We start from the raw sequence: 20,290 nt of genomic DNA on the forward strand, positions 1-20,290 counted from the left end.
CTGTTCCGGGAAGGGTAGGGAGTGGAAAGGAGATAAATTTTTTCTCTATCTGAAATGGAAAAATGCAGGAATTTTTACATTCGTGGAGAAAACAGGTTTATAGATACGGGTAGGTAGGTTCGCACTGCCCGGTGATCTAAAGAAGGCAGTTGGGGTTTCAGGAAGGTGGTGAGGGAGTGGTTGTTACGGATGTGCGGGTGCGCAAAATTCTCCCCGAGGGAAAAATGAAGGCCATTGTATCGGTCACCCTGGACAATATGTTTGTTATCCACGATGTCAAGGTAGTGGAGGGAAACAAGGGCTTATTTGTGGCCATGCCCAGCCGCAAAACCCCTGACGGTGAGTTCCGGGATATAGCGCACCCCATCAATTCTTCAGCCAGGGCTATTATTGAAACCGCGGTGTTGCAGGCCTATGAACAGGCCATCTAGCCTTTTCAATCCAGGGCTGACTAATGAGGTGTTGTGTTTTTTGTAAAGCAGAGCATAGTTAAGGACCTGCACTTTCCTGTGGCTCACTATGCTCTCTTTTTGTGCGAAAAGTATAAAAACTGTCCGGCGAAAAGGAAATTCGCGTTTTTTGTTGAATCTTGTTGATCAGGATTAAGAACTGTTTTTTAAACGGCGGGGCTGCCGGTGGCAGCCCCTTCACGCGATCCCTTTAAAAGGCAAGGGGGAGCCTGATGTCACTGGCGGCCGTAATTCTGGCGGCAGGTAAGGGTACGCGGATGAAATCCGACCTGCCCAAGGTGATGCACAAGGTTTGTGGCCGGCCCATGATCGAATACGTCCTGGATGCGGTCCGGGGGGCCGGGGCAGAGGAAATCGTGGTTGTGGCCGGTTTTGGCGGCGATCTGGTAGCCCGTACCGTCCAGGACCGGGCGAAGGTGGTCTACCAGCAGCAGCAACTGGGTACGGCTCACGCCCTGCTCCAGGCCGCCCCCCTGCTGGCCGACTTTCCCGGTACCATTCTGGTGGTCTGCGGGGACACTCCGCTGGTAACCGCCGGGACTTTGGCCCGGCTGGTGGCGGCCCATGCCGCCGCGGGAGCCAGAGCCACCGTCCTTACCGCCTGCCTGGAAAATCCCACCGGTTACGGCCGGGTGATCCGGGACGGGGAGGGGCGGGTGCAAAAAATTGTGGAACAACGGGACGCTACCCCCGGGGAACTGGCGGTGAGGGAGATAAATACGGGCATTTATTGTTTTTCCGCGCCCGGGCTCTTTGCCGCCCTGTCCACCCTCAGCAGGGAAAACTCCCAGGGGGAATATTACCTCACCGACATTATTGGCCATTACGTGCAGCAGGGTGAGCCCGTAGCCGCGCTGACGGTGGAAGATGCCCGGGAAGTGGAGGGGGTTAACGACCGGCGGCAGTTGGCGCTGGTGGAAAGTTACCTGCGCCGGCAGATAGTGGAAGAGCTGATGCTCTCCGGTGTGACGGTAATGGATCCCGCCTCCACATTTATTGATCGGAATGTTAGGATCGGTCGCGATACGGTGATCTACCCCTTTACCATGATCGAGGGGGATACCATCATCGGTGAGCATTGTATCATCGGCCCGGGCAGCCGGCTGATCAATGTCCAGGCTGGCAACGGAGTGGTAATCGAGCAGTCGGTAATCCGGGAAAGTAAAATCGGGGATAATTGTACCATTGGTCCCTTTGCTTATATCCGGCCCGGATGTGTTCTGGCTCCGGATGTTAAAGTGGGGGACTTTGTGGAATTGAAAAAGACGGTGGTGGGGAGGGGAAGCAAGGTTCCCCACTTGAGCTACGTGGGCGACGCCACCGTCGGGTCGGGCGTTAATATAGGTGCCGGGACCATTACCTGCAATTATGACGGGGAAAAGAAGTGGCCCACCATTATTGGGGACGGGGCCTTTATCGGGAGCAACACCAATTTGGTGGCACCGGTGGAGGTGGGGGAGAAGGCCTTCATTGGTGCCGGTTCCACCATCACCAAAAATGTGCCCCCGGGGGCGCTGGGTATTGAGCGGGGGCGCCAACGGAATATAGAAAACTGGCTCCAGAAGAAATCCAAAAAAGAATCCTGGGAAGAAAAGTAATTTTTTTGCGCCGGTGATTAAAGGAGGGGGTAGCCATGCTCCCCGGGCCGCCGGGTTGGGCACCCTGGTTTTCTGAAATCAGTGATGGAGGTAGAAGGATGTCATCGCGTAAAGAATTAAAAATCTTTACCGGCAACGCTAACCCCCAGCTGGCCGAAGAGATTGCCCAGTACCTGGGTGTTAGTGTGGGCGCGGCCAAGGTTTCCCGCTTTTCCGACGGGGAGATCCAGGTCAAGATAAATGAAAGTGTGCGGGGGGCCGACGTTTTTATTATCCAGCCCACCTGTCATCCGGTAAATGAGCACTTGATGGAACTGCTGGTAATGGTGGACGCGGTGAGAAGGGCTTCTGCCCGGCGTATTACGGCAGTTTTGCCCTACTATGGCTATGCCCGGCAGGACCGGAAAACCCGGGCCAGGGACCCCATTACAGCCAAACTAGTGGCCAACCTCCTCACTGCCAGCGGTGCCCGGCGGGTAATAACCATGGACTTGCATGCGGGGCAGATCCAGGGATTCTTTGATATCCCTGTGGATCATCTCCCCGGGGTGCCACTCCTGGCCCAGTATTTCATCCAGCAGAGACTAAAGGACGTGGTGGTTGTCTCACCCGACCTGGGCGGGGTAACCCGGGCCAGGGATCTGGCCGAGCGCATCGGTGCACCCATTGCTATCATTGACAAAAGGCGGCCCGAACCCAATGTGGCGGAAATTATGAATATTGTGGGTGAGATTGAGGGTAAAAAGGTCATCATGATTGATGACATCATTGATACCGCCGGTACCATTACCCAGGGTGCGGTGGCCCTGAAAAAATTTGGCGCCCGGGAAATTTACGTCTGCTGTACCCATCCGGTGCTCAGCGGCCCGGCGGTCCAGCGCCTGCAGGAAGCACCGATCAAGGAGGTGCTGGTGACCAACACCATACCCATACCCCCGGAAAAAATGATTGATAAAATTAAAATTGTCTCGGTGGCTCCCTTGCTGGGCGAGGCCATCATCCGCATTCATGAAGATTTATCGGTAAGCAAGCTTTTCGATTAAAATATAAGGCCGGCTTTACCGGCCTGTGGCACCGGTGCATTTTTAGGTGCAAAGGATCAAGGTTTTAATTTTCCCGCCAGGAAGTCCCCCGTAGCGGGGGCCAGGGCAGTGCAGGGACTGCCTGGAGTTACGCCTGCCGGAGAGAGCCCCTTGATGAAGAGCAAGTTACTCTCGAAAGGGAAGGGTAATTCACGGGGGCATATTTTTCCTTATTTTACTTCCCTTGCGGCGGTTGTTCCGGTTGCTCGCGGGCCTCACCGTTGGGACCATGGTACTGGTTGCAGGAACAGGTGGTTTCCTCATCCCGGGGACCCCTGACCCGTTCCAGGGAGCGGTTTATTGCTTCTCCCAGTTCCCGGGTTTTTTGCCGGGTGGTATCCCAGGCCTGGCTGGTTGATTTCTGCAGCTGGCGCAGGGACTCCGCCAGCCCACCCTCAATTTTGATTACATTGGCCAGGGCCTCGTTGCTGGTGACGATTACTTCCCTGCCGATGGTGCGAACAAAGGCGGTGTCCAGGAAGGCCCGGCCAGAAATCACGCTGTCAAGAAACCCGCCGGAAAACTCCAGGCCCACAATATCCCCGGCTTCCAGGTCCACATAGTATTCATCCACCTGTCCTAGAAGGGTTCCGTTTTCCGTGACGATGCGGGCGCCGGTGATCCCAATGCGGTCCTTAACCAGTTTCACAATATCCGGCAGTTTGGCGCCCCTTTCGGCATTGCTGCTCCGGTCCACGGTAATGACATTTTCTCCCACGCTGTGTACCCGGCTGAAGGGGATATACTTTTGTTCCTTGAACCAGCCTTTTTGTTCTATGATCAGGGCGGCCACTGCTTTCTTCTCCGGGTCCACCACCAGCCCCCGGACCACGCCGATTTGCTGTCCTTCCTGCAGGCTGATAACCGGCATGCCAGTAAATTGTTTGCTCTTGCGCATATGCTGACCCCCTTTTGGTAGCTTTCCTGTCCCTAATCCATATGCTTTGTTGCGAGTTGATATGACCAAAAAAAGGGAATACTAGAGAAGAATGCGGTTTTATGCCAGGATTGAGGAGGGATGGTTACCATGGAAGCCAGTCTGCTGGCGCAAGTCAGAACCGGCCGGGGGAAGGGTTACCGGCACCGGTTGGCAGTACAAGGAAAAATCCCCGCCGTTGTTTACGGCAAGGCTATCGGCAACATTCCGGTGGAGGTGGAGTTACGGGCACTGAAGAATATCCTGGCCGGTGAGGGCGGCCGGAACACTCTAATCAACCTGAAGATCACCGGAGAGGGGCAGGAGCGCCAGGACAAGGTGTTGATCAAAGAACTTCAATATGACTCCCTGCGCGGCGAGCTGATTCACGCCGACTTCCAGCAGGTTTCACTCACGGAAAAAATTACCACCACCGTGCCGGTGGAGCTTGAAGGCGAGCCGGTTGGAGTGAAGCAGGGAGGCATTTTACAGCAGCAGTTGCGGGAGCTGGAAATCTCCTGCCTGCCCGCGGACATCCCCGAGGCCGTGACTATGGACGTTTCAGGGCTGGAAATAGGGGATACTGTTCATGTGGCGGACCTCCCCGTGCCGCAGGGGGTAAGGGTGCTCAACGACCCCGAAGAGGTGGTGGCCACAGTGGTGGCTCCGGCAGTGGAAAAGGTGCCGGGCGAGGAAGAAGCCGGCGAGGAGAAGGAAGCCTCTCCGGAAGCCGGGGAGGAATAACTTCACTGCATGCTTTGCTAAATCAGCGTGATCCGTTGGGGCAGGATAAAATAATTGGAAAAACGCCGGGGCTTTCAGGCATGGCCGCCCCGGTGTTTTATTATGCCTGGAGATTGGGCAAAAAAGAAACCCCGGGTTTGACACCGGGATTTCTTAACTGGCCCTCAGTTCGGTAAGGCCAGCGCCATGACGGGCAGTTAGTTCACGGGTATGCCGGGCCACCTGTTCAGGGTCTACTTTCAACCGGGCCACTCCTGTTTGCATGGCCGCTTTTGCCACGGCTGCGGCCACCGCCGGCGCCACCCGGGGATCAAAGGGCCTGGGAATAATGTAACCGGGCCCCAGTTCCCCCGGAGCTACCAGGCCGGCAATGGCCCGGGCGGCAGCCACCTTCATGGCATCGTTAATGTCGGTTGCCCGCACGTCCAGGGCACCGCGGAAGATGCCCGGAAAGGCCAGCACATTATTGATCTGGTTGGGGAAATCGGAACGCCCGGTAGCTACCACTGCCGCTCCGGCCTCCAGGGCTTCATCGGGCATAATTTCCGGTACGGGATTGGCGAGGGCGAAGACGATAGCACCGGGAGCCATGCTGCGTACCATGTCCTGTGTCACCAGACCGGGTCTTGACAGACCGATGAAGACGTCTGCGCCGCTTAAGGCATCAGCCAGCCGGCCCTTAATTCCCCGCGGGTTGGTGCGGCAGGCCACTTCTTCCTTGTACTTATTGAGTCCAGTACGCCCGCGGTAGATCACACCTTTGCTGTCGCAAAGCACGATATCCCGTACGCCCAGGTAGTGCAGCAAGTTGGCCACGGCTATACCCGCTGCGCCACACCCGTTTATAACCACCCGTACTTCGCTCATCTCTTTGCCCACCACTTTTAAGGCATTAAATAACCCGGCCGCCGTGACCACCGCAGTGCCGTGCTGATCATCATGGAAAACGGGGATGCTTACTTCCTCCTTCAGCCGGCGCTCAATTTCAAAACAGGCCGGTGCCGCAATGTCTTCCAGGTTAATGCCGCCAAAGGTCGGTTCCAGCATTTTAACCGTCTCGACAATTTTATCGATATCTTTGCTGCCCACGCAAATGGGAAAAGCATCAACACCCGCAAGCTGCTTGAAGAGCAGGGCTTTACCTTCCATTACCGGCAGTGCCGCTTCCGGGCCGATGTCTCCCAACCCCAGTACGGCAGTACCGTCGGAGACGATGGCCACCAGGTTACCTTTGGCGGTATATTCGTAAACCAGATCCTTTTGGGCGTGAATTTGGCGGCACGGTTCAGCCACCCCCGGGGTATAGGCCAATGAGAGATCGTGTTCGTTATCGATGGACACTTTTCTGCCTACTTCTATTTTCCCGTGGAATTTCCGGTGCATTTCAACTGCTTCTTCATTCAGTGTCATGGTAAACACCTCGAGAAATTAATGTATTATGCATCTTGTATACAGTATAACAAGAAGCTGATTACCTGTCAATCCAGTAAATGTATTGACAGGCCGGTAACACCAAAGAATCCTTCCTTGCATAAAATGGCAGCAGAACCATCTTTATGCGGGGAGGGTAGCATATGTCCGAGACCCAGTTGCAGTCGTATTACGGCCCCACGGATATGGCCTTGCCTCTGGTTGATCGCCTGCGCCGGCTCCAGGGGCAGCAGGTGACCATTTATGTGATGCATGTCATGAGGCACCAGGTCGGGACCCTGGAGCTTACGGGTATGCTTCATGCCGTGGGCATCGATTACGTGGAGTTGCACATTGCGGGTACCCGCGGTCCAATACGCTATGCCTTCATCCCAATCGCGGCCATTGGCGCTGTTATTGCCGGTGGACCCCTGGCATTTGTGCCCGGGCCTGGAGTTTATCCCCCCTACGGCGGTCTGTAGAAACAAAACCTGGCAAAGCTCCGGAAAAAAGCCGGGGCTTTTTTATTGTCCGGCAAAAACCTTGCAGTTGCGGGGGAGGGTCGTTGTGGATACAATGGTCATGGAAAGGGGAGCAAAAACATGTGGCTTGTAGTGGGATTGGGCAACCCCGGCCCGGAGTATGCCGGGACCCGCCATAACGTGGGCTTTATGGTTGTGGATAGACTGGCCCGGGACCTGGGTATAACAGTTGACCGGGTGTTTTTGCGTGCCCTGGTCGGCCAGGGGCAGGTGGCCGGCCAGAGCCTGGTTTTGGCCAAGCCTTTAACCTACATGAACAGAAGCGGTGAAGCGGTGGCCGCCTTGTTGAACTGGTACAGGCTTACACCAGCCCACCTGCTGGTTGTTTCCGACGACCTGGATTTGCCCACCGGTCGCCTGCGCCTGCGCAAGTCCGGGGGGCACGGGGGGCATAAGGGTTTGCGGTCCATCATTGAGCTGGCGGGCAGCCGGGAATTTCCCCGTTTGCGTGTGGGCATAGGCCGTCCTGCCGGGCCGGGTCATGAGGTGGTGGATTGGGTTTTGGGACGGTTCACGGAGGAAGAAAGCCCGCTCATTGAAAAGGCGGTGGCCGATGCTTCCAAAGCCGTTCAGGTAGCCCTTACCAGGGGCCTGGATGCGGCCATGAATCTCTTTAATGCCGGCCGGGTATAGAGGCCGGCTTTTTTTGTCCATACTAGGATAAAGATGAATCAGTTAGCCTTTATCCCGGCCGGAGTGCTGGCGGCCGCCGCTTCCTGGCTGGTTAACGGCCTTTTTTTCAGCCGTACGGGTGCCTTTGCCGTGGTTTATGTGGCTCCCGTGGTTGAGGAGGCGGCCAAAACAAGTTTTGCCCTTTTCCTGGGGACATCCATTCCCCTGGCCCATTTCATTTTTGGTTTGGTGGAGGGGGTTTGGGATACTGCTCGGGGCGGACGGGGTTGGGCGGCGGGGCTGGTGAGCCTTGCTTCCCATACCGCCTTTGGGTTGGCCGCCGGTTGGCTTTACCGGCTCACCACCAGTGCCCTGCTGGCCGTGGCCGGGACCTGTTTATTCCACATGGGTTGGAACAAGCTGGTGATAAATCTTTCCAGGAAACCGTAAAGATGCTAGCGTAGTAAATATTTCAGTGAAAACCGTCGATGAGGATGCGGCGCTGCAAGGGAGCGGCAAGGGGCGAGCGCTGCCAGTTCCAGAAAGGATGCATCTTATAGATGAAAATAATCCATATTTGTGAGTGCTGCGATCAGGTAGTCAGGGAGGAAAGGATCAACAATAGCGACGGTACCGGCGGGACGGTTTCTGCCGCCTTGACTGGGGAGGATTCCGGGGATATAATGAATGTGATCTTTCAGTATTGCCTTTGCGATGACTGCCGGGAGACGTTATACGGTCCTCCCGGACCCCTTTTTTACCAGGGTCCCTTCTGGTTGCATTGATGCAAACGTACCTTGCGATGCGTACAGGGCTTTAGCTGCGCTAAAGCTCTTTTTGTGATGCCCATTTTCGAAAGAGGTTAATCTTAAAAATGCGTGCGTTGCTGGAACCATTGCAAAAAAGTTCAGAATTTAAAACCCTGCTTGCCGCCGTGTCCCGGCAAACCGGCCAGCAGTTGGTTTTCGGTCTTTCCGGAGCCCAGCGCAGCCTGGTTGCCGCGGGCCTCATTGACGCCGTGGGCGGCCCGGTTTTAATCATCACGCCGGGAGATAGTGAGGCTTCCGTGCTGGCCGATGATTTTGCCTCCCTTTTGCCAGGCATTCCCGTGTACCTGTTTCCCGTATGGCAGTTGCTGCCCTACCAGGTCCTGGCCCACGGTAAAGAGGTGCTTGCCCAGCGGCTGAAGGCGCTGGTGACCCTTTCCCGGGACGAACCCTGTGTGGTGGTGGCACCGCTGGAGGCCCTCCTGCGCCGCCTTTCCCCGCCGGAGGTTTTTCGCCGCGCCATCATCGACCTTGCCGTGGGTCAAAGGGTGGATCTGGAGGAACTGGTCCGGCGGTTGGTGGACGTTGGTTACGAGCGGGTGGAAATGGTGGAGGGCCCGGGTCAACTGGCCTTAAGGGGCGGTATTCTCGATGTTTACCCCCTGACCTTTGAGCACCCCGTGCGGCTGGAATTCTTTGACGACGAAGTGGATTCCATCCGTTTTTTTGATGCCGGCTCCCAGCGTTCCATTGACCGGACCGGTGCTGTTTCCCTTCCTCCCGCCCGGGAACTGGTGGTTACGGAGGAGAGCCGTGCCCGGGCCCTGGATGTCCTGGAAACGGAGTATCGCCTGCAGCTAAAGAAGGTTACCGAAAGTTCCACCCTGGAAGTTCGCCGCCGGTTGGAGGAACTGGGGGAAAACGCAAAGGAGCAGATTGCTTCCGGTGGTTACTACCCGGGATTGGATCAATTTCTACCCTATTTTTACCGCCACCCTTATACGCTACTTGATTATATGCCCTTTGCCAGCTTGACGGTGGTTGACGACCTCATCCGCATCCGGGAGGTGGCGGAAAGCATCTTCAAAGAGCGGTCGGAAACCTATAGCGAGCTGTTGTCCGCCGGCCGCGTTTTGCCCGGACAGATCCATGGCTATGTACAATGGCAGCAAATCGAGCAGCAATTGCACAGGCGCAAAACGGTTTATTTTTCCCTTTTAACTCGCCAGCCCCAGCATCTGATTGTCCACGATGTGGTTACTTTTTCCACCCGGGGTATGCATTCTTTTCTGGGGCGCCTGGATGTGCTGGCCGATGAAGTACGCCACTGGCGCAAATCCGGCTATGCCGTGGTCATGCTGCTCTCCACCGAGGAGCGCGCCCGGCACCTGGCGGAAGAGCTGCGCAATGCCGGGCTGGACGCCTACGTGACCGGTTCCCTGGACCGGCCCGTTACGCCCGGCAACATTGCCCTTGCCGCCGGTCGCCTTTCCGGAGGATTTGAGCTGGTTTCCGGCCGGCTGGTGGTTATCACCGAGGCGGACATCTACGGCCAGCGGTGGAAAAGGACCCAGCGGGTACGTGCCCGGACCGCCGGCCGCCCGGAACCCCTTACGGATTTAAAAGCAGGCGATTACGTGGTGCATGTAAACCACGGCATCGGCCGTTACATGGGCATCGTTTCCCTGAATATCGGGGGCGTGCAGAAGGATTATTTACTGATCAAGTATGCCGGGGAAGACAAACTGTATGTGCCTACCGACCAGGTAGGGTTGATCCAGAAATATCTGGGGGCCGAAGCGGAAGCTCCCCGGTTGTCCCGGCTGGGGGGAGGGGAATGGTCCCGGGTGAAGGGGCGGGTAAAAGAAGCGGTGCGGGAGATGGCCCAGGAGCTGCTGGCCCTCTACGCCGCCCGCCAGGCCCTGCCCGGCCATGCCTTCAGCCCCGATACACCGTGGCAGCAGGAGTTTGAAGCGGCCTTTCCCTACCAGGAAACCCCGGACCAGCTCCGGGCCATCCAGGAAGTCAAGGCGGATATGGAACGTCCCCGCCCCATGGACCGCCTGCTCTGCGGGGACGTGGGCTACGGCAAAACCGAGGTGGCCCTGCGGGCCGCCTTCAAGGCCGTCATGGACGGCAAGCAGGTGGCCGTGCTGGTGCCCACCACCATCCTGGCCCAGCAGCACTACAACACCTTCCGGGAGCGTTTTGCCGGCTTTCCGGTGACCATCGAGGTCTTAAGCCGCTTCCGCACCCCGAAGGAGCAGCGCCGGGTGCTGGCGGGCCTGGCCTCGGGCCAGGTGGACATTGTCATCGGCACTCACCGCCTGGTGCAGGACGATGTGTTGTTCAAGGACCTGGGTCTTCTGGTGGTGGATGAGGAACAGCGCTTCGGGGTGGCCCATAAGGAAAAGCTCAAGCGGCTGAAGCAGGATGTGGATGTGCTCACCCTGACCGCCACCCCCATCCCCCGCACCCTGCACATGTCGCTGGTGGGGGTGCGGGACACGAGCCTCCTGGAAACCCCTCCGGAAAACCGCTTCCCGGTGCAGACCTACGTTCTGGAAGAGGATCCGGTGCTTATCCGGGAAGCCATCCGGCGCGAGATGGGCCGGGGTGGCCAGGTATATTTCGTGCATAACCGCGTGATGGATCTGGACCAGGTGGCCGCCTGGCTGCAGGGCCTGGTGCCGGAAGCCCGCATTGCGGTGGCCCACGGGCAGATGAAGGAAGAGGAACTGGAACAAATCATGCTCGATTTCATGGACGGTGCTTATGACGTGCTGGTCTGCACCACCATCATTGAAAGCGGCCTGGACATTCCGAATGTCAACACATTGATTGTTAAAGATGCTAATAATTTCGGCCTGGCCCAGCTCTACCAGCTGCGGGGCAGGGTGGGCCGCTCCAACCGCCTGGCCTATGCCTATTTTACCTTCCGTCGTGACCGGGTGCTGAACGAACTGGCGGAAAAAAGGCTGGCAGCCATCCGCGACTTTACCGAGTTTGGTTCCGGGTACAAGATTGCCATGCGGGACCTGGAAATACGGGGCGCGGGCAATTTGCTGGGCGCCGAGCAGCACGGCCACATTGCCGCGGTGGGCTTCGACCTCTACTGCCGTTTGCTGGAGGAGGCGGTGCGGGAGGCCAGGGGAGAGGCGCCGGAAAAAGTGGTGGAAACCTCCATCGAACTGCCCGTGGAAGCTTATATCCCCGATACCTATGTCCGGGATGGCAACCAGAAGGTGGATCTGTACCGCCGCCTGGCCGTGGTGCGCCGGGAAGAGCAGGTCGTGGAGCTGGAGGATGAACTGGTGGACCGCTTCGGGGATCCCCCGCAGCCGGTATGCACCTTGCTTACCGTGGCCCGCTTGAGGGCCCTGGCCAGCTCCCTGGGGATTAAATCCATTACGGCCCAGCCGGGGAGTTTCCGCCTGCAGTTTGCGCCTGAGCACAACCTCCGGGGCGAGGCCCTGGTGGAGATAGGCAAGCAGTACGCCAACCGGATAAAGTTCAGCAGCAGTAACGAAGAATTTGAAATCCGCCTCCGGACCCGGAATACCCCGGACGATCCCCTGAATTACCTGGGCGGGCTGGAGAATTTCCTGCGGGATCTCCATGAGGCAAACAAAGTGCACGCGGCTTAGCACGAAAAGAATGGGAGAGAGCACCACTGGAAAACACCTGTAGTGGTTGGTTATGCTTCCTCACTGGATACCGTTGCGAAACCAGTGATGGTGCGGGCAGCGGTCGTTGCTAAAGGCGACCGTCGGCCAAATGGTTATGCGATGGTACCCACTGGTTGATAAGGGACGGTGATCTCCGTGTCGTTGCCCGGGTTTTTAAAACAGTTTTTTTGGGACGTTGCCTTTGCCGACCTGGATGCCCGGGCCGATTATTATTTTATCATCGAGCGATTGCTGGAGTTGGGCAATGACCGGGCCATTCGCTGGGTGCTGGAACAGTATACTGATGCCGAGTTGCTGGAAGTGATCAAAACCAGCCCCCGGCTTTCTGTCAAAACGGGTAGTTTCTGGCGCTGTTATTACCATTTGCAGGAGGATGAGCTTAGATGTTTGCGTCCGCCCTCCCACAGAGTGGACAAAGGGCACTGGAATTATTAAGTTCCGCCGGCTTGCTGCGGGATTTTTACCTGGCGGGCGGCACCGCACTGGCCCTGCATTTGGGGCACCGCCTTTCCGAAGACCTGGATTTTTTTTCACCTTTCCACGTGGATACCCTGTTGCTCAAGCAAAGGCTGCAGGAAGTGGGACAGTTTCTGCTGCTGGAGGAACGGTGGGGGACGCTGCACGGAATATTCCGGGAAACCAAAATAAGCTTTTTGTACTACCGCTATCCGTTGCTCTTTCCTCCTGCCCTTTTCCTGGACTGCAAGGTGGCTTGTCCCCAGGATATTGCCCCGATGAAAATAGAAGCCATTGCCTCCAGGGGGAGCAAAAAGGATTTTTTTGACCTTTACTTTATTAACCGGGAAATTGCGGACTTGCGCGTGTGCCTGGAACTTTACCGGCGCAAGTTTGCCGGATCCAACTTCAACCTGTATCATGTACTGAAAAGCCTCACCTATTTTGCCGATGCCGAAAAGGAGAGGGATCCCGTCCTGCTGCGCGACGTCGGCTGGTCCCAGGTGAAGAAGCATTTTGAACGGGTGGTACCGCCGCTTTTGCGCAACAGCCTGTAAAAGCGCGGGTTGTTTTTTGTGTAAAACGGGTCCATGGTCTAAGGGTTACGGCCCAGCACAGTTTCAGGCCCCGGTTGTGTACCCCCCCTGGGCTGGGGGATCTTTGGGGAACAGAAGTTGCCGCTCTACTTCCGTCCCGGCAGCACTTTTGTTTATTCGACATATGCCACCCTTTCCCGGCAGGAAATGCTCTTTAAATGCGGAAAATTAATTAAATAAGCTACTTTCAAAACCTTCCTTCGGGAGAAGAAAAAATGGCTTTTTACCACCGCCTGCGCTACCAGATCATGCTGCTTACCATCGTCCTGGCCGTGGTTCCCCTGCTGGCGGCCAGCTACTTTATGATCCGCCAGGCTTCCCGGGGGATTTTACAGGAAAAGGAATGGTGGCTTTTTGGGGTGGCCCGGGAGCTGGATGCGGCCCTGCCGGCCGGTTTTGATGAATTGCTGGCCCAGGAAGGGCTCACCGCGGCGGACCGCCAGGCCAAAATCCGGGCATTAAACCGGGCCCTGGCGGGAATCACCGATGAGGTGGCAGCGGCCTATCCCGGGGTGGGGGTGGGCTACTATTCCCTGGATCTGGATGCTATTATCACTTACGGTCCCAGCAGCCAGTACCAGAATAAGGTGGGGCTGTCCATCGGCCCCGACCATGAGGGAAGAAGGGTCATGGCCACCGGTGAGCCCCGGGTGCAGATTGCCAACCTGGTCCGGGGGGATATTGTCAACGCCATGATTCCCATTAAAAGGGACGGCCGGGTAATCGGCTACATCTGGGCCAATGTTTTTACCGCCGACGTGCGCAACCAGGTGGCGTTGATGCTGCGGCCCTTTTATATCGTGCTGTTGCTGGCCCTGCTGGTGGCCGTGGGCGGGGCGGTGGTGCTGTCGGGGAATCTGGCCCGCAAGGTAGAAATGATCAAAGAAGGGCTGGTGCGCCTGGAAAGGGAGCCGTCCTTCCGTTTCAACCCCATGTCCGGGGAAGTGGGGGAGATAGTCGGGGCCATCAACCGGATGGTGGATACCCGCCAGGCGCTGCAGGAGCAGGTGAGCCGTATGGAGAGGCTGGCGGCGGTGGGAGAACTGGCGGCCGGCCTGGCCCACGAAATCCGCAATCCCCTGACGGGAATCAGCGGTTTTGCCCAGTGCCTGGCCCGGGCACTGCCTCCCGGTGAAGAGCTGCACCAGCAGGCGGAAATCATTATCAGTGAAGTAATCCGCATTGAAAGGATTATTCAAGAATTGCTTAGTTTTGCCCGGCCCCGGGACGGAAGGGTGCTGCCCATGGATGTCAACCAGCTGGTTGAAGAAACGGCGGTTCTCATTTCACCACGGGCGCAGAAGGCGGGGGTGGAAGTAAAACTGTTCCTGGCGCCGGATTTGCCCGAAATATACGGGGACAGCCAGCAGTTGAAACAGGTCTTTTTAAACCTGTGCCTCAATGCCGTCCAGGCCATGGAAAGGGGCGGCCGGTTGACAATTACCACCCGCCGGGAGGGCAGCCACGTGCAGGCCATCTTCGCCGATACCGGCTGCGGGATTGATCCCGGCCAGGTGAAAAAAATCTTTGACCCCTTTTTTACCACCCGGGTAAAGGGTACCGGCCTGGGCCTGCCCGTATCCCAGCGGATAGTGGAAAAACACGGGGGGAGCATCCGGGTGGAATCCCGCCCGGGGGAGGGGAGCACATTTACCGTTTTTTTACCCGTGGACTTTAACCGGCCGGGCGTTTAAGGTTTTTGCGTGGAGCGGGACCAGCGGTGGTGTTGTTGGCGCGAAGCACCTGAGCGGGCCACGCAATGTTTTCTGCTTCCAGACCGGTAATATATAGCCGTGCGAACAATAGTCTTTTCGAGAACATGACTTGCATTGAGTGCCGGGCCGTGCCATAAGCGGATTGTCTGACACAAGTATTTGCCGGACGGAGGTGCCATTGATGATGTCCCTACCGTACCAGCCCCATATTTTAGTGGCCGATGATGAGGCAAGTATCCGCCGCCTGTTGCAAACGGTCCTGGAGGCCAGGGGCTACCGGGTGACGGTGGTGGAGGACGGCCTGCAGGCCGCTGCCTGCCTGGAGAGGGAAAGGGTGGACGTGGCCATCCTGGATATCCGCATGCCCGGGGAAAACGGCCTGGACCTGTTCCGGCGGATGAAACCGGACTGCCCGGAGACGGCCTTTATCCTGATCACCGCCTACGGTACCGTGCGCACGGCCATCGAAGCCATGAAGGCCGGGGCCTTCGACTACGTGACCAAACCCTTTCTGGTGGACGAAGTGGAAGTGATGGTGGAGCGGGCGCTGGAAGTGGGCCGGCTGACCCGGGAGCTGGACCGGTTGAAAAGGAAGGTGAACGGGCAGCCCGGGGAACAGCTGATCGGCCAGAGCCAGGCCATGCAGAAAGTGTTCAAGGTTATCGGCCGGGTGGCCCCCACCGACGCCGCGGTGCTCATCCAGGGAGAGAGCGGCACGGGCAAGGAGATTGTGGCCGGATTGCTACACCATTACAGCCTGCGCCGGGAAGGGCCCCTGATCAAGGTGAACTGTGCCGCCCTGCCGGAGGGTTTGCTGGAAAGCGAACTGTTTGGTTATGAAAAGGGCGCCTTTACCGGAGCCGCCCGGTCCAAGCCCGGGAAGCTGGAAATGGCCCATACGGGCACGGTTTTTCTGGACGAGGTGGGGGACCTGCCCCTTTCCCTGCAGGCCAAGTTATTGCGCGTGCTGCAGGAAAAGGAAATTGACCGTTTGGGCGGTGTGCGCACCATTCCCGTGGACATCCGGGTGGTGGCGGCCACCAACCGCAACCTGGCGGAGGCGGTGCACAGCGGGCAGTTCCGGGAAGATCTCTTTTACCGCCTGAACGTGGTAAACATTACACTGCCCCCCCTGCGGGACAGGGCGGGGGACATACCCCTGCTGGCCGAGTTCTTTGTGCAGAAATATGCCGCCCGGGTGAATAAGGGGACGCTACTGCTGGCGCCGGAGACCCTGGCCCTGCTGGAAAGCTATCACTGGCCGGGCAATGTCCGGGAACTGGAAAATACCATTGAGCGGGCGGTGATCCTGGCTTCCGGCCCCGTCATCCGTCCCGAACACCTGCCCGATGAATTCCTGGAATACACGGAAGGGAGGGAAGGCGGGCCGAGTGGGGGAAGAATCAGGGAACGGGGCGATACACCCGCCGGGCGGCCCGGTCATCGTACGGATGAAACGGCCGCCCAGCCCGCCTGCGAATTCCCGTACTTCCGGGAAGGACCCCTGCCTACATTGAGACAGGCCATCCAGCAGGTGGAGCGCCAGCTCATCGCCGAGGCCCTGCGCCGCACCGGCGGCAACAAATCCCGCACCGCCCGCATCCTGGATATCAGCCGCCGGGCGCTGCAGTACAAAATGGAAGCCTACGGGCTGGAAAAGTGTTCCGGTTAAGGAATTTGACATTGCCCCGGCAGACAGTAATTCCTGATCTATTCATACCTGTTCAAACCCAAACGACCGGCGACTTACGTTCAACGACTGCTCAGGTAGCTACAAAGGGAGCAAAAGTGGCTAAAAAGTAGCCACTTTTGCTCCCTTTTTTGTTATGCGAACAATCGCCGGTCATTATCCCTGAATTCAAAAGGCCACAAACGGCAGGCCATGTCAAAATAATCATAATATTTTCGGATGGCACAATTATTGCTCATCTTTTTGGGTATCCGGGGAAGGGGGGTGATTTTCAGGCCGGTCAACCAGTGGCTCCAATCCGGCGGCACTGACAGTATCCCTTGAATACGGCTTCCGGGGTCAAGCCGCCACGCCGGGGCAGGCATGAAGTAACATTGATTATCTTTTGAAAGGGGGATTCATATGTCTGTCGGTCCATTGCCGGCTTCCCAGGCCCAGCCGCGGGGATTTACCCGCTGGCTGACGGGTATGGCCGAACGCTATGTGCCCGATTCCTACGTAATTGTCTTAATCCTTACCTTTGTCACCTTTATCCTGGGTTTGCTATTAACCAATTCAACGCCACTGGATCTGGTGGCTGACTGGGGCAAGGGGTTCTGGGTACTGCTGGAATTTGCCATGCAGATGACCCTGATTGTGGTTACCGGTTACGCCCTGGCCACCACTCCCTTTGTTAACCGTGTGCTGGTGCGCATGGCCGGCGTTCCCCGCACCGCTTCCGGTGTATACGTTTACGCCGTGGTGATTACTTTTATTGCCTATTACATCAACTGGGGATTCGGATTGATTTTCAGCGCCCTTTTTGCCCGGGAACTGGCCCGCCAGGCCAGTAAAAACGGGGTTAAGGCAGACTACAAGCTGATTGTGGCGGCAGCCTATGCCACCTTTATCATCTGGCATGTGGGCCTTTCCGGTTCGGTGCCCCTGCTGGTGGCCACCAGCAACCATTTCATGGTGAAGGAAATGGGGGTTATTCCTGTTTCCCAGACCCTTTTTGTCCCCTATACCATTATCACCATGCTCCTGGTGGTGCTGGTTACTGTATTTCTTTTCTGGAAGGTGCTCCCACCAAAGGAAAATCAGGTTGTCACCATGGAAGAGGTTGACCCGGAAGCCATGCAGGAGCAAAATGTGGTGGAGGCGGTCCGGACCACCGGCCCGGTGACGCCGGCGGATCGCTTGATGTATTCGGGGATTCTGTCGTATATTATGGCGGCCATGTTCCTGGTGTACCTGGGTTATCATTTCTTTGTGGCCAAGAAGTGCCTGGATATTAACCTGGTCAACTTTATATTTCTGATGCTGATCATCCTCCTGCACCGCACCCCGGCCAACCTGATCCGGGCGGTCCAGAAGGCCACGCCGGCGGCCTGGGGCATCATTTTGCAGTTTCCCTTTTATGCCGGTATTTTCGGCATGATGAAATTTTCCGGTCTGGTGGAAGTTTTTGCCCAGTGGATTTTGAGCGTAACCACCGCCCAGACCTTCCCGGCCTTTGTGGCCATCCTGTCAGCCATTATGGGTTATTTCATTCCCTCCGGCGGATCCAAGTGGGCCGTGGAAGCGCCCTATATCATTGCCGCCGGGGCGCAGCTGGGGGTGCCCCACGCCAAAACGGTCATTGCCTATGCCTTTGGCAATGACTGGATCAACCTGATCCAGCCCTTTTGGGCGCTGCCCTTCCTGACCGTGGTCAAGCTGAATTTCAGGGAAATAGTGGGCTATACCACCCTGGTTTTTGTGGTTACCGGAGTGGTGATTCTTTTAGGACTCACTTTCGTTCCATTTTAAGCGCATGTTGCGGTGCTGCTTTCGTGCCTTCTCTGGCGGCATGTGCATACTTTCGTTGTTGAAATTAACCCTGCGGCAGGATAATTTTGCGCCAATCGTGAATATTCAAAATCAAGGGAATAGTACGGTATCATTGGGCCCCGCCCTGGACCGCCTGTGGGGACGGGGCCTGCCGCACACTGAAAATTTTATGTTGAAGGGGGCAAACAGGCGTGAAAAAACTGCTCTGGGAGCCGTCGAAAGAGAGAAAAAAACAGGCCAATATGACCCGCTTCATGGAATTTGTAAACAAAAAGCACGGCCACAATTTTACCACTTACAATGAACTGTACCAGTGGTCCATTGAAAACGCTCCCGCCTTCTGGGAGGCCATGTGGGAATTCGGGGGTATTATCGCCTCCCGTCCCTACGACCAGGTAGTGGTGAACTTCGAGGACATGCTGGGCTGCAGGTGGTTTGTGGGGGCGGAGCTGAACTTTGCGGAGAACCTGCTGCGTTACCGGGACGACCATACGGCCCTCATTTTTAAGGGGGAGGCCATGGAAGAGCCGGTGCGCCTGAGTTATGCTGGGCTCTACGACCAGGTGGCCCGGCTGGCCAGGGCCCTGAGGGAGATGGGTGTTACCGTGGGCGACCGGGTGGCGGGCTTCATGCCCAACATGATTGAGACCGTGGTGGCCATGCTGGCCGCCACCAGCATTGGGGCCATCTGGTCCTCCTGCTCGCCTGATTTCGGCGTCAAGGGCGTATTCGACCGCTTCGGCCAGATTCAGCCCAAAGTGCTCTTTACGGCCAACGGCTACTCCTACAACGGCAAAAAATATGATTCCCTGGAGAGGGTGGCCGGCATCGTAAAGGAAATCCCCAGCATCGAACGGGTCGTGGTGGTTTCCTATACGGAAAAGGAGCCGGACATCAGCCGCGTGCCAAAGGTGGTGCCCTATCAGGACTTCCTGGCTGCCGGCGAAGGGTTGGAGATCGAATTCACCCGGCTGCCCTTTGACCACCCGGTATACATCATGTACTCCTCCGGCACCACCGGGGTGCCCAAATGCATCGTCCACGGTGCGGGGGGCACCCTCATCCAGCACCTGAAAGAACTGATCCTACACACCGACTTGAAACGGGAGGACACCATCTTTTATTTCACCACCTGCGGCTGGATGATGTGGAACTGGCTGGTCAGCTCCCTGGCCGTGGGGGCCACAGTACTTCTCTTCGACGGCTCGCCCTTCTATCCCGATGCGGGTGCCCTGTGGAAGCTGGCCCAGGACGAAGGGATCACCGTCTTCGGCACCAGCGCTAAATACCTGGCCTCGGTGGAAAAGGCCGGCGTGAAGCCCGGGGCCACCTATGACCTGAGCCGGTTGAAGGCCATTTTGTCCACCGGTTCCCCCCTGTCGGTGGAAAGCTTTGAATATGTATACAGGGACATCAAACAGGATGTCTGCCTCTCCTCCATTTCCGGGGGCACGGACATCATCTCCTGCTTCGCCCTGGGCAACCCCATCGGGCCGGTGTATGCCGGGGAACTGCAGTGCCGGGGCCTGGGCATGAAGGTGGAAAGTTTCGACTCCGAAGGGAAACCCCTGATCGACCGGAAGGGCGAGCTGGTCTGCACCGCTCCCTTTCCCTCCATGCCCGTCTACTTCTGGAACGATCCCGACAGGAAGAAGTACAGGAGCACCTACTTTGACGTCTATCCCAACGTGTGGCGTCACGGGGATTACGTGGAAATTACCGATACCGGGGGCGTCATCATCTACGGCCGTTCCGACGCCACCTTAAATCCCGGCGGGGTGCGCATCGGCACGGCGGAGATTTACCGCGTGGTGGAATCCCTGCCCGAGATTGCCGACAGCATCGTGGTGGGACAGGACTGGGACAACGACGTGCGGGTGCTCCTTTTTGTCAAGCTCGCCGAAGGCGTTGAGCTGAACGACCAGTTAATCAATAAAATCAAAAGCGCCATCCGGGAGAACACCACGCCCCGCCACGTGCCGGCCAAGATCCTTGCCGTAAAGGACATTCCCTACACCCTGAACGGCAAGAAGGTGGAAATGGCGGTGCGGGATGTCATCCACAACCGGCCGGTGCTGAACAAGGACGCTCTGGCCAACCCGGAGGCGCTGGAGTATTTTAAAAACCTTACTGAGCTGCAAAGTTGAATGCCCGGTTTCCGGGAAAATCCACCGTACGGCGGCCGCCCTGG

The 20,290-nt window shown here is 57.3% G+C and carries 17 protein-coding genes; 15 read left to right on the forward strand and 2 right to left on the reverse strand.

All coding sequences use genetic code 11. From position 1 onward, the window contains the following. Positions 1 to 176: 176 nt before the first annotated feature. The 3 genes from spoVG (at position 177) to J2Z49_RS02085 (ending at position 3,111) form a co-directional block, all read left to right on the forward strand. Positions 177 to 431 carry a septation regulator SpoVG gene (gene spoVG / locus J2Z49_RS02075; protein ID WP_013821316.1) on the forward strand — a complete coding sequence of 85 codons (255 nt, stop codon included), beginning with the start codon at positions 177 to 179 and terminating at the stop codon, positions 429 to 431. Positions 432 to 682: 251 nt separating this feature from the next. Continuing rightward, the gene (gene glmU / locus J2Z49_RS02080; protein WP_307399401.1) at positions 683 to 2,068 is read left to right on the forward strand and encodes a bifunctional UDP-N-acetylglucosamine diphosphorylase/glucosamine-1-phosphate N-acetyltransferase GlmU; all 1,386 of its coding nucleotides are present in this window, start codon (positions 683 to 685) and stop codon (positions 2,066 to 2,068) included. Positions 2,069 to 2,166: 98 nt separating this feature from the next. Then, complete coding sequence (locus J2Z49_RS02085) at positions 2,167 to 3,111, forward strand: ribose-phosphate diphosphokinase (RefSeq protein WP_307399402.1); 945 nt, start codon at positions 2,167 to 2,169, stop codon at positions 3,109 to 3,111. 214 nt (positions 3,112 to 3,325) lie between these two features. Here the strand turns inward: J2Z49_RS02085 and J2Z49_RS02090 are convergent, their stop codons facing one another. Beyond that, positions 3,326 to 4,048, reverse strand: a complete 723-nt coding sequence (locus tag J2Z49_RS02090; protein WP_307399403.1) for a PRC-barrel domain-containing protein — start codon at positions 4,046 to 4,048, stop codon at positions 3,326 to 3,328. Positions 4,049 to 4,177: 129 nt separating this feature from the next. Between J2Z49_RS02090 and J2Z49_RS02095 the strand changes: the two genes are divergently transcribed. Next, positions 4,178 to 4,810, forward strand: coding sequence for a 50S ribosomal protein L25/general stress protein Ctc (locus J2Z49_RS02095; protein ID WP_307399404.1), 633 nt, complete (start codon positions 4,178 to 4,180; stop codon positions 4,808 to 4,810). 153 nt (positions 4,811 to 4,963) lie between these two features. On the opposite strand, the gene J2Z49_RS02100 is transcribed toward J2Z49_RS02095, so the two are convergent. Further along, complete coding sequence (locus J2Z49_RS02100; protein WP_307399405.1) at positions 4,964 to 6,220, reverse strand: NAD(P)-dependent malic enzyme; 1,257 nt, start codon at positions 6,218 to 6,220, stop codon at positions 4,964 to 4,966. A gap of 164 nt (positions 6,221 to 6,384) precedes the next feature. Between J2Z49_RS02100 and J2Z49_RS02105 the strand changes: the two genes are divergently transcribed. From J2Z49_RS02105 to J2Z49_RS02155, 11 genes are all read left to right on the forward strand, one after another. After that, positions 6,385 to 6,702, forward strand: a complete 318-nt coding sequence (locus J2Z49_RS02105) for a hypothetical protein (protein ID WP_307399407.1) — start codon at positions 6,385 to 6,387, stop codon at positions 6,700 to 6,702. A 120-nt stretch (positions 6,703 to 6,822) separates the two neighbouring features. Then, positions 6,823 to 7,395, forward strand: coding sequence for an aminoacyl-tRNA hydrolase (gene pth, locus J2Z49_RS02110; protein ID WP_307399409.1), 573 nt, complete (start codon positions 6,823 to 6,825; stop codon positions 7,393 to 7,395). 33 nt (positions 7,396 to 7,428) lie between these two features. Continuing rightward, on the forward strand, positions 7,429 to 7,824 hold the full coding sequence (locus J2Z49_RS02115; RefSeq protein WP_307399411.1) for a hypothetical protein: 396 nt from the start codon (positions 7,429 to 7,431) through the stop codon (positions 7,822 to 7,824). Between the two features lie 110 nt (positions 7,825 to 7,934). Beyond that, positions 7,935 to 8,159 carry a hypothetical protein gene (locus tag J2Z49_RS02120; RefSeq protein WP_307399413.1) on the forward strand — a complete coding sequence of 75 codons (225 nt, stop codon included), beginning with the start codon at positions 7,935 to 7,937 and terminating at the stop codon, positions 8,157 to 8,159. A gap of 89 nt (positions 8,160 to 8,248) precedes the next feature. Beyond that, positions 8,249 to 11,788 carry a transcription-repair coupling factor gene (mfd, locus tag J2Z49_RS02125; RefSeq protein WP_307399415.1) on the forward strand — a complete coding sequence of 1,180 codons (3,540 nt, stop codon included), beginning with the start codon at positions 8,249 to 8,251 and terminating at the stop codon, positions 11,786 to 11,788. Between the two features lie 183 nt (positions 11,789 to 11,971). After that, a complete protein-coding gene (locus J2Z49_RS02130; RefSeq protein WP_307399417.1) occupies positions 11,972 to 12,265 on the forward strand; it encodes a DUF6922 domain-containing protein in 294 nt (97 codons plus the stop codon). Next, positions 12,214 to 12,843, forward strand: a complete 630-nt coding sequence (locus J2Z49_RS02135) for a nucleotidyl transferase AbiEii/AbiGii toxin family protein (protein ID WP_307399419.1) — start codon at positions 12,214 to 12,216, stop codon at positions 12,841 to 12,843. Before J2Z49_RS02130 ends, J2Z49_RS02135 begins: the two co-directional genes overlap by 52 nt. A gap of 254 nt (positions 12,844 to 13,097) precedes the next feature. Beyond that, entirely contained in the window at positions 13,098 to 14,576 is a 1,479-nt protein-coding gene (locus J2Z49_RS02140; protein WP_307399420.1) for an ATP-binding protein, read from the forward strand. Between the two features lie 202 nt (positions 14,577 to 14,778). Further along, complete coding sequence (locus tag J2Z49_RS02145) at positions 14,779 to 16,269, forward strand: sigma-54-dependent transcriptional regulator (protein WP_307399422.1); 1,491 nt, start codon at positions 14,779 to 14,781, stop codon at positions 16,267 to 16,269. A 420-nt stretch (positions 16,270 to 16,689) separates the two neighbouring features. After that, positions 16,690 to 18,078 carry a short-chain fatty acid transporter gene (locus J2Z49_RS02150; protein ID WP_307399424.1) on the forward strand — a complete coding sequence of 463 codons (1,389 nt, stop codon included), beginning with the start codon at positions 16,690 to 16,692 and terminating at the stop codon, positions 18,076 to 18,078. Positions 18,079 to 18,290: 212 nt separating this feature from the next. Then, entirely contained in the window at positions 18,291 to 20,246 is a 1,956-nt protein-coding gene (locus J2Z49_RS02155; protein ID WP_307399426.1) for an acetoacetate--CoA ligase, read from the forward strand. Positions 20,247 to 20,290 lie beyond the last annotated feature (44 nt).

Origin of the sequence: Desulfofundulus luciae, from assembly GCF_030813795.1 — a bacterium.
GTDB lineage: Bacteria > Bacillota > Desulfotomaculia > Desulfotomaculales > Desulfovirgulaceae > Desulfofundulus > Desulfofundulus luciae.

Coding starts and splice junctions, on each gene's coding strand:
- J2Z49_RS02105 (WP_307399407.1), top strand. CDS start 6,385: ATGTCCGAGACCCAGTTGCAGTCGTATTACGGCCCCACGGATATGGCC.
- pth (WP_307399409.1), top strand. CDS start 6,823: ATGTGGCTTGTAGTGGGATTGGGCAACCCCGGCCCGGAGTATGCCGGG.
- J2Z49_RS02120 (WP_307399413.1), top strand. CDS start 7,935: ATGAAAATAATCCATATTTGTGAGTGCTGCGATCAGGTAGTCAGGGAG.
- J2Z49_RS02100 (WP_307399405.1), bottom strand. CDS start 6,220: ATGACACTGAATGAAGAAGCAGTTGAAATGCACCGGAAATTCCACGGG.
- glmU (WP_307399401.1), top strand. CDS start 683: ATGTCACTGGCGGCCGTAATTCTGGCGGCAGGTAAGGGTACGCGGATG.
- J2Z49_RS02145 (WP_307399422.1), top strand. CDS start 14,779: ATGATGTCCCTACCGTACCAGCCCCATATTTTAGTGGCCGATGATGAG.
- J2Z49_RS02095 (WP_307399404.1), top strand. CDS start 4,178: ATGGAAGCCAGTCTGCTGGCGCAAGTCAGAACCGGCCGGGGGAAGGGT.
- J2Z49_RS02115 (WP_307399411.1), top strand. CDS start 7,429: ATGAATCAGTTAGCCTTTATCCCGGCCGGAGTGCTGGCGGCCGCCGCT.
- J2Z49_RS02150 (WP_307399424.1), top strand. CDS start 16,690: ATGTCTGTCGGTCCATTGCCGGCTTCCCAGGCCCAGCCGCGGGGATTT.
- J2Z49_RS02090 (WP_307399403.1), bottom strand. CDS start 4,048: ATGCGCAAGAGCAAACAATTTACTGGCATGCCGGTTATCAGCCTGCAG.
- mfd (WP_307399415.1), top strand. CDS start 8,249: ATGCGTGCGTTGCTGGAACCATTGCAAAAAAGTTCAGAATTTAAAACC.
- J2Z49_RS02085 (WP_307399402.1), top strand. CDS start 2,167: ATGTCATCGCGTAAAGAATTAAAAATCTTTACCGGCAACGCTAACCCC.
- J2Z49_RS02135 (WP_307399419.1), top strand. CDS start 12,214: ATGTTTGCGTCCGCCCTCCCACAGAGTGGACAAAGGGCACTGGAATTA.
- J2Z49_RS02140 (WP_307399420.1), top strand. CDS start 13,098: ATGGCTTTTTACCACCGCCTGCGCTACCAGATCATGCTGCTTACCATC.